General features: G+C 70.7%; 5 protein-coding genes and 1 pseudogene. 3 read left to right on the forward strand and 3 right to left on the reverse strand.

Features of this window, described 5'->3' with window-relative positions; translation table 11 throughout:
• The 3 genes from ABZ281_RS24120 to ABZ281_RS24130 all read left to right on the forward strand — a co-directional run.
• On the forward strand, positions 1-451 hold a 451-nt coding region (locus tag ABZ281_RS24120; protein WP_356658565.1), incomplete at its 5' end, for a DUF742 domain-containing protein.
• Between the two features lie 24 nt (positions 452-475).
• Positions 476-4,186 carry a hydantoinase B/oxoprolinase family protein gene (locus ABZ281_RS24125; protein ID WP_356658567.1) on the forward strand — a complete coding sequence of 1,237 codons (3,711 nt, stop codon included), beginning with the start codon at positions 476-478 and terminating at the stop codon, positions 4,184-4,186.
• Entirely contained in the window at positions 4,167-4,772 is a 606-nt protein-coding gene (locus ABZ281_RS24130; RefSeq protein ID WP_356658569.1) for an ATP/GTP-binding protein, read from the forward strand. Before ABZ281_RS24125 ends, ABZ281_RS24130 begins: the two co-directional genes overlap by 20 nt.
• Positions 4,773-4,855: 83 nt before the next feature.
• Here the strand turns inward: ABZ281_RS24130 and glpK are convergent, their stop codons facing one another.
• The 3 genes and pseudogenes from glpK to ABZ281_RS24145 all read right to left on the reverse strand — a co-directional run.
• Positions 4,856-6,373: a glycerol kinase GlpK gene (glpK, locus tag ABZ281_RS24135; protein WP_356658571.1), complete on the reverse strand. Its 1,518-nt coding sequence runs from the start codon at positions 6,371-6,373 to the stop codon at positions 4,856-4,858.
• Positions 6,374-6,392: 19 nt separating this feature from the next.
• Positions 6,393-7,188 (reverse strand): annotated as a pseudogene (locus tag ABZ281_RS24140) (MIP/aquaporin family protein).
• Between the two features lie 513 nt (positions 7,189-7,701).
• Positions 7,702-9,196, reverse strand: a 1,495-nt coding sequence (locus ABZ281_RS24145) for a GGDEF domain-containing protein (RefSeq protein ID WP_356658573.1), incomplete at its 5' end; no start/stop codon positions are given.

Below are 9,196 nucleotides of genomic sequence, written 5' to 3' on the forward strand. Positions count from 1 at the left end.
GCCGCCACCGCGCACGCCGACGGCATCCGCGCCCAGCAGTGGGCCCTGGACGCCATGCACACCGAGCAGGCCTGGCAGACCACCAAGGGCCGGGGACGAGGCCGGACCGGTCGTCCGCCCGTACGCCATGACCCGCGGCCGCACCAGCAGCCAGGGCCAGCACCGCCTGGACCTGATCGCGGTCGTGGTCGCGGAGCCGCATGCGGACGATCCGGAAGCGGACCACATGCTCTCCCCGGAGCACGTGGATATCGTCGAACTGTGCCGCGACATCCCGCAGTCGGTCGCCGAACTCGCAGCGGAACTCGACCTGCCGATCGGAGTGGTACGGGTCCTCGTCGGAGATCTCGTGGACGGGGAATTCGTCCATGTGAACCGGCCCGTACCCCCGGCCGAGCTGCCGGACGAGAGTATTCTGCGCGACGTGATCAACGGCCTCCGGGCGCTGTGAGCAGCGCGGAAGCGGGGTACTGACGTGACTGGCTGGCAGTTCTGGGTGGACCGCGGCGGCACCTTCACCGACGTCGTCGCCCGGCGCCCGGACGGCCGGCTGCTCACGCACAAGCTGCTCTCGGACAACCCCGTACGCTACGCCGACGCCGCGGTCGAGGGTGTCCGCAGCCTGCTGGCCGGCTCCGGTGACCCCGTCGAGAGCGTGCGCATGGGGACCACCGTCGCCACCAACGCCCTCCTGGAGCGCAAGGGCGAGCGCACCCTGCTGCTCATCACCCGCGGCTTCCGAGACGCCCTGCGCATCGCCTACCAGAACCGCCCTGGCATCTTCGCCCGCCGTATCGACCTGCCCGAGCTGCTCTACGAACGGGTCGTCGAGGTCGACGAGCGCATCGCCGCCGACGGCACCGTCCTGCGCGCGCCCGCCCTGGACGCCCTCGCCGGGCCGCTTCAGGAGGCGTACGACGACGGGATCCGCGCCGTCGCGGTGGTCTGCATGCACAGCCACCTTCACCCGGCCCACGAACAGGCTGTCGGGGAGCTCGCCGCCCGCATCGGATTTCCGCAGATCTCGCTCTCCAGCGAGGCCAGCCCCCTGATGAAGCTCGTCCCCCGCGGAGACACCGCCGTCGTCGACGCCTACCTCTCGCCCGTGCTGCACCGCTACGTCCGCCACGTCGCCGACGAGCTCGAAGGCGTACGGCTGATGTTCATGCAGTCCAACGGCGGCCTCACCGAGGCCGGGAAGTTCCGCGGGAAGGACGCCATCCTGTCCGGGCCGGCCGGCGGCATCGTCGGCATGGCCCGGATGTCGCAGCTCGCCGGCTTCGATCGCGTGATCGGCTTCGACATGGGCGGCACCTCCACCGACGTCTCCCATTTCGCAGGCGCGTACGAGCGCGTCTTCACCAGCCGGATCGGCGGCGTCCGGCTGCGCGCCCCGATGCTGGACATCCACACCGTCGCCGCCGGTGGCGGTTCCGTCCTGCACTTCGACGGCTCCCGCTACCGCGTAGGGCCGGACTCGGCGGGTGCGGACCCGGGACCTGCCTGTTACCGGGGCGGCGGACCGCTCGCCGTCACCGACGCCAACGTCATGCTCGGCCGGATCCAGCCCGCCCACTTCCCGAAGGTGTTCGGACCGGATGGCGACGAGCCCCTCGACGAGGCACTCGTCCGGGACCGCTTCACCGCCCTCGCCCGCGAGATCGGCGAGCAGACCGGCGACGACCGCACGCCGGAACAGGTCGCCGAGGGCTACCTGCAGATCGCCGTGGCCAACATCGCGTCCGCCGTGAAGCGGATCTCCGTCCAGAAGGGCCACGACGTCACCCGATACGCCCTCACCACGTTCGGCGGTGCCGGCGGCCAGCACGCCTGCAAGGTCGCCGATTCCCTCGGCATCCGCACCGTCCTCGTACCGCCCATGGCCGGAGTCCTCTCCGCACTCGGCATCGGCCTCGCCGACACCACCGCCATGCGCGAGCAGTCCGTCGAGGCACCCCTGGCAGCCGCCTCGATGCCCGGCGTCCTCAAGACCGCCGAGGACCTGGAAGCGGCGGCCCGCGCCGAACTCCTCGCCGAGGACGTCCCCGAGGAGCACATCGAGGTCACCCGCCGCGCGGAACTCCGCTACGACGGCACGGACACCACCCTCACCGTCGAGTTGACCGAGCCGGGCACGATGCGACAGGCCTTCGAAGAACGTCATCGCGCCACGTACTCCTTCACGCTCGACCGCCCGATCGTCGTCGAAGCCCTCTCCGTCGAAGCCACCGGCATTACCGAACCCCCCGATCTCTCTGCTCTTGCCCCGAGGCGACCCGACCCCGGCGGCCGCCCCGACCGCGGCTCCGCAGCGCCCCGGACCGTCTGCCTCCACACGGGCGGCGCCTGGCGCGACGTGCCTCTCCGCCGCCGCGAGGACCTTCCCCCCGGCGACACCGTCACCGGTCCGGCGATCATCACCGAAACCAGTTCCACGACCGTCGTCGACGACGGCTGGCAGGCCGCGGCGTCCGACGACGGGCATCTGGTCATGGAACGCGCCGCCGTTACACAGAGTTCCGATCTCGACACGAAAGTCGACCCGGTTCTGCTTGAGGTCTTCAACAACCTCTTCATGTCGATCGCCGAGCAGATGGGCGCCCGCCTCGAATCCACCGCCCAGTCCGTCAACATCAAGGAGCGCCTGGACTTCTCCTGCGCGCTCTTCGACCCAGACGGAAATCTGGTGGCCAACGCCCCGCACATCCCCGTCCACCTGGGCTCCATGGGTACGAGCGTCAAAGAGGTCATCCGCCGGCGCGGCCCCCGTATGCGCCCGGGCGACACCTACGCCGTCAACGACCCGTACCACGGCGGCACCCATCTGCCCGACGTCACCGTGATCACGCCGGTCTTCGGCACCGCACCGTCTGCCGACACGGAGAGTGATGCGAGGAGTGGCTCGGGGAGTGACGAGAGGAGTGGCTCGGCAAGGGATCCGGAGATCCTCTTCTACGTCGCCTCACGCGGCCACCACGCCGAGATCGGCGGCATCGCCCCCGGCTCCATGCCCGCGGGCAGCCGCACCATCGAGGAGGAAGGCGTCCTCTTCGACAACTGGCTGCTCGCCGAGGACGGCCGCTTCCGCGAGGCCGAGACCCTCCGCCTCCTCACCGAGGCGCGCTACCCCTCCCGCAACCCGAAGACCAACCTCGCCGACCTGCGCGCCCAGATCGCCGCCAACCGCAAGGGCGTCGACGAGGTAGGCCGCATGATCGAGGACTACGGCCTCGACGTCGTCCAGGCCTACATGAGGCACGTCCAGGACAACGCCGAAGAGGCGGTACGCCGGGTCATCGACGCCCTCGACGACGGCGACTACGCCTACGAGACCGACGCGGGTGCCGTCATCCGCGTGGCCGTGCGCGTGGACCGCGAGAACCGGTCCGCGACCATCGACTTCACCGGCACGTCCGCGCAGCTGCCCACCAACTTCAACGCCCCCTTCTCGGTCGTCAACGCGGCCGTCCTGTACGTCTTCCGCACCCTCGTCGACGACGACATCCCCCTCAACGACGGCTGTCTGCGCCCCTTGAGCATCCGCGTCCCGCCCGGCTCCCTGCTCGCCCCCGAGCCGCCCGCGGCCGTCGTCGCGGGCAACGTGGAGACTTCCCAGGCCGTCACGGGCGCCCTCTACGCGGCGCTCGGCGTCCAGGCCGAGGGCTCCGGGACCATGAACAACGTCACCTTCGGCAACGAACGCCACCAGTACTACGAAACCGTCGCCTCGGGCTCCGGCGCGGGAGACGGCTTTCCCGGCGCACCTGTCGTCCAGACCCACATGACCAACTCCCGCCTCACCGACCCCGAGGTTCTGGAGTGGCGACTGCCCGTACGCCTGGAGGAGTTCGCCGTCCGACGCGGCAGCGGCGGCGCCGGCCGGTGGCACGGCGGGGACGGCGCCGTGCGCCGCATCCGCTTCCTCGAGCCCATGACCGTCTCCACCCTCTCCCAGCACCGCCGGGTCCCGCCGTACGGCATGGCGGGCGGTCAGCCGGGCGCTCTCGGCGCCAACCGGGTGGAGCACGCAGACGGCACGGTGACCGCACTCGGCGGCAGCGACTCCGCGGACCTCGTCACCGGCGACGTACTCGTCATCGAAACCCCAGGCGGCGGAGGCTACGGCCCGCCGTCGCCCGACCCCCATCAAGCAGGAGAAGAAATCGATGATCTTCGGGCGTTCTGAGCGCGGCAAGCCTCCGGTCGAGCCCGTCACGCTCAAGATCCTGGTGGCCGGCGGCTTCGGCGTGGGCAAGACCACGCTCGTCGGCGCGGTCAGCGAGATCAGGCCGCTGCGCACCGAGGAACTGCTCACCGAGGCCGGGCGCCCGGTCGACGACACCAGCGGCGTGGAAGGCAAGAACACCACGACCGTGGCCATGGACTTCGGCCGCATCACCCTCCGCGAGGACCTCGTGCTGTACCTCTTCGGCACGCCCGGGCAGGAGCGGTTCTGGTTCATGTGGGACGAGCTCTCCGAGGGCGCGCTCGGTGCCGTCGTGCTCGTCGACACCCGCCGTCTGGAGGACTGTTTCGCCGCCGTCGACTACTTCGAACGGCGCTCGATCCCCTTCCTCGTGGGCGTCAACTGCTTCGAGGGCGCTCCCCGTTACCCGATCGAGGACGTCCGTCAGGCCCTCGACCTCGACGAGGAGGTGCCGCTCCTGATGTGCGACGCCCGGGACCGCGAATCGGTCAAGGAAGCACTCATCGGCGTCGTTCAGCACGCCATGGCGTACGCGGCCGACCGCCGCGAGGCCGTGACCGGCTGACACCGAGGACCGGCGAGCACGGCCCGTACCCCCGTCGACCGGGGTACGGGCCGCAGCCGTAGCGACGCACCACGCGCGCGTGGTCAGTCGCCGTCCTCCTCCCAGCCGAAGCTCTTCTCCACGGCCTTGCGCCACTTGTGGTACTCGCGGTCCCGTACCGACGCCTCCATGTTCGGCGTCCACTCGACGTCCTTCTGCCAGTGCGCCTTGAGCTCGTCCAGGTCGTTCCACACACCGGTGGCCAGACCGGCCGCGTACGCGGCACCCAGGCAGGTCGTCTCGGAGACCTTGGGCCGCACCACCGGCACGTCGAGCACGTCCGACTGGTGCTGCATCAGCAGGTTGTTCTTCGTCATGCCGCCGTCGACCTTGAGGGTCGTGATGTGCACACCGGAGTCCTGGTACATGGCGTCCACGACCTCGCGCGTCTGCCAGCTCGTCGCCTCCAGCACCGCGCGCGCGAGGTGCGCCTTAGTGACGTACCGGGTGAGTCCCGTGATCACACCCCGCGCGTCGGAGCGCCAGTACGGCGCGAACAGGCCCGAGAACGCCGGCACGATGTACGCGCCACCGTTGTCCTCGACACTCGCCGCCAGGGGCTCGATCTCGTCGGCCGTCCGGATGATGCCGAGCTGGTCCCGGAACCACTGGACCAGCGCGCCCGTGATGGCGATCGCCCCCTCAAGGCAGTAGACCGGCGCCTCGGTGCCGATCTTGTATCCCATCGTCGTCAGCAGACCGCTCTTCGACGGCACCGGACGGCTGCCGGTGTTGAGCAGCAGGAAGCTGCCCGTGCCGTATGTGTTCTTCGCGGTGCCCACGTCGTAGCAGGCCTGGCCGAACACAGCGGCCTGCTGGTCGCCCAGTGCGGAGGCCACGGGGACCCCGGCGAGCTGGCCCACGGCGGTGCCGTACACCTCGGAGGAGGACCGGATCTCGGGCAGCATGGCCTCGGGAACGTTCATCGCCGAGAGGATCGAGGAGTCCCACTGGAGGGTCTCCAGGTTCATCAGCATGGTGCGCCCGGCGTTGGTCACGTCGGTGACGTGCTGCCCGCCGTCCGTCCCGCCCGTGAGGTTCCAGATCAGCCAGGAGTCCATCGTGCCGAAGGCGATCTCGCCCCGCTCGGCACGCGCCCGGAGGTCGGGCACGTTGTCGAGCAGCCAGGCCGCCTTGGGCCCGGAGAAGTAGGTGGCCAGCGGCAGACCCGTCTGCTCACGGAAGCGATCCTGCCCGTCCGAGCCGCCCAGCTGGTTGCAGAGCGCCGCCGTCCGCGTGTCCTGCCAGACGATCGCGTTGTGCACCGGCTTGCCGGTCACTCGGTCCCACAGCAGGGTCGTCTCACGCTGGTTGGTGATTCCCATCGCGCTCAGCTGGTCGGCCCTCAGACCGGCTTTGGCGAGCGCTCCCGCCACCACCGCCTGCACCTTGGACCAGATCTCGGTGGCGTCGTGCTCCACCCAGCCGGGTTTCGGGAAGATCTGGCGGTGCTCGCGCTGGTCCACGGCGACGATCGCGCCGTCCTGGTTGAAGACGATGCAGCGGCTCGATGTGGTGCCCTGATCGATGGCTGCTACGTATTTCGCGGAGTTGTCCGTCATGGCTACCCCTTCGGCTGGTTCAGAAGGCTGCGTTGTAGATGAGGCCACCCAGCAGGCCGCCGATCAGTGGTCCGACGACGGGAATCCACGAGTAGCCCCAGTCGGACGTGCCCTTGTTCGGGATCGGCAGGATGGCGTGGATGATGCGCGGACCGAGATCGCGCGCCGGGTTGATCGCATAACCGGTGGGACCACCCAGGGACAGGCCGATGCCGACGACCAGCAGAGACACCAGCAGGATCGCGATACCGGAGCCGTAGATGCCGCCGCCCCCGGGAACCAGTCCGATGCCGACGCCCTCCACGTGCCTGTCCTGGCCGACCAGGGCCAGGATGGGCAACACCAGCGCAATCGTGGCGAGGATCTCCGTGACCAGGTTGGCGATCGGGTTCCGGATCTCCGGGATGGTCGAGAAGATCCCGAGCGTCGGAACCGGTTCGTCCGCCGTGCCCTCCGGGGTGCCCGTCTGCCGCACGTTGGAGGCGAACTGGGCGTAGTACACGAGGTAGCACAGGACGGCACCGATCATGGCGCCGGTCATCTGACCCAGCAGGTAGACCCAGACCTTGCTCCACACGCCGGTGCCGACGGCCAGGCCGAAAGGTGACGGCGGGGTTGACGACCCCTCCGGAAAGGGGAGCGGCGGTGTACGCGCCGGCCAGCACGCCGAAGCCCCAGCCGAAGGCGATCACGATCCACCCGGAGGCGCGTGCCTTCGAGAATCTCAGGGTGACGGCGGCACACACGCCGGCACCGAACAGGACCAGAATCGCCGTGCCGATCATCTCGCCGACGAAAATGTCTCCGTTAGTCATGGCTGCTCCTCAGCCTTGGCCCAGGGCGAACGGTCCCGTCCTCACCTGCAGGGTGCGCCTCCCGCGGCTCCTTCAGCCGAAGGCAGGGAGATCCCGCGCCCCGCCCGGCATTCGCGCCGAGCGTGCCGCCGCAGCCGAATCGCCCGTGGGGGAAGGGGCCTTGGCGTCGGCGCGCCCACGCGCCGCAGTGCCGGAATGCGCCGACTATGTACGGCGATGTCGACTGACACCGGAAGTGTTCACCGGCACCCAGAAGGCGTCAAGGTCGCCGACCGCAACGGTTGACGGCCTCCGACGGCCACCGGGTTCGCGCCGTGCGGACTCGCCGGTTGCTCGGCCGTGACGGCGCCCGGTCGGGTCGTTGTTCTGTTATGGCCCGCGCGGGCCTCGGTGCGACGCGCGAGGCTTGGCTGATGGTGTCCGGCCTCCGCAGAGCTCCGCCAAGGGCGAAAACGCGGCGGCACCCGACTCCTCGCTTGCTCGTGTCCAGGATCCACCTGACCTGGAGGTTTCTCAACCGCAGGAGTGCCGCGGGGCCCTGGCCTCCGCGGAGGGGCATTGCGGCCGGTCACCACCGCGCCCGTGCACGACCTCCACAGCGCCGCAGCTATGCGTGTCCGGTGCTCCCGGCTCAGCGGTCTCCCTCAACCTCAGACGCCCTGCGCCCCACCCGGCCGCCGTACCGCAGCCCACCGATGCCGATGCCGACTCTGACGTCGACGCCGCGGCCGACGCATGCGCCGGCTCCGGCGTCGACGGCGAGCCCCGGCGGGTCTCATGGCCCGGCATGCCCGCCCGGCCCAGCACCCAACTCGCCCCGTGCAGCGCCTTCGCCGCATTCTTCAACGGTGCCAGGCAGGCCGCGGCCCCGCGGTGGTCGCTCACGCTGCCCGGCGCGCACAGCACCGTCGCCAGCGACAGCGTGACCGGACGGCCCCCGGCCGACCAGGCGGCGTCCAGCACCGAGGCGGCCAGCGGATCGAGACCGTCCGGATCAGCGACCAGCAGGAAGTCGTCCCCGCCGATGTGCCCCACCCGCGCGCCATCCGTCGCGGCCTGTTGCAGCGCCCGGCCCACCGCCCGGATCAGCTCGTCGCCCGCCGCGAACCCGGCCCCGTCGTTGACCTGCTTGAAGTGGTCGACGTCCAGCCAGCTCAACGCGAACGCCCGCCCGGCCGCGATCCGCCGGTCCACCTCGCCGGTGATCGCGTCCGAGCCGGGCAGACGCGTCAGCGGATTGAGTCCCGCCGCTTCCTCCACCCGCGTCTCGGTCAGTGCCCGCACGAGATCCGCGAGCCGCACGACCCCCACGCACCGCCCGTGCGCGTCCACCACGGCCACGTCGTCCGAGGTGCGTTCCCGCTCGCCGACCGCCACCACATCCAGCACCTCCCAGGCCGGGGCGTCGACGCCCACCGTCCGCGGCGGATCACCGAGCCTGGCCGCGGGCCGGTCCGCGTACAGGGCGTGTCCGTACCGCCCCGACATCGACAGCAGGAAGCGGGAGCGGTGCACCGACCGGACCGGCACGCCGGCGGTGTCCACGAGTAGCACCCCGGACACGTCCGGTGACCCGGTCAGCAGGGCGCGCACCTGCCCCGCGGACGCGCTGGCGGGCAGCAGGGCGGCGGGCCGGACGAACTCTCGCACCGACGGCCCCGAGCCCGGTGCCACCGTCTCGGCGGGGGAGCGGGGCGGAACGTAGACGTCCGCGGCGGGCAGTCGGGCCGGCGGCGCGAACAGCTCGCCCTGCGCCAGTTGTGACCCGGCCGCCACTGCTGCCGCGTACTGCCCTTCGGTCTCCACGCCCTCCACGGCCAGGAGCGCCCCCATCTCGTCGCAGAGCGTCCGCATCGACCGCACCACCGCCGGTCGCGTCAGCAGCGACGCGTCCAGCTTGACCAGGCCGGGCGCGAGGTCCGAGAGCAGCCGCAGAGGCACATCCCCGTCCCCGACACCGTCCGCGCAGATCCGGAAGCCCTGCCCGCGCAGCGCGTCCACCGCTTCC

The sequence above is a fragment of the Streptomyces sp. NPDC006265 genome, assembly GCF_040613555.1.
Lineage (GTDB): Bacteria > Actinomycetota > Actinomycetes > Streptomycetales > Streptomycetaceae > Streptomyces.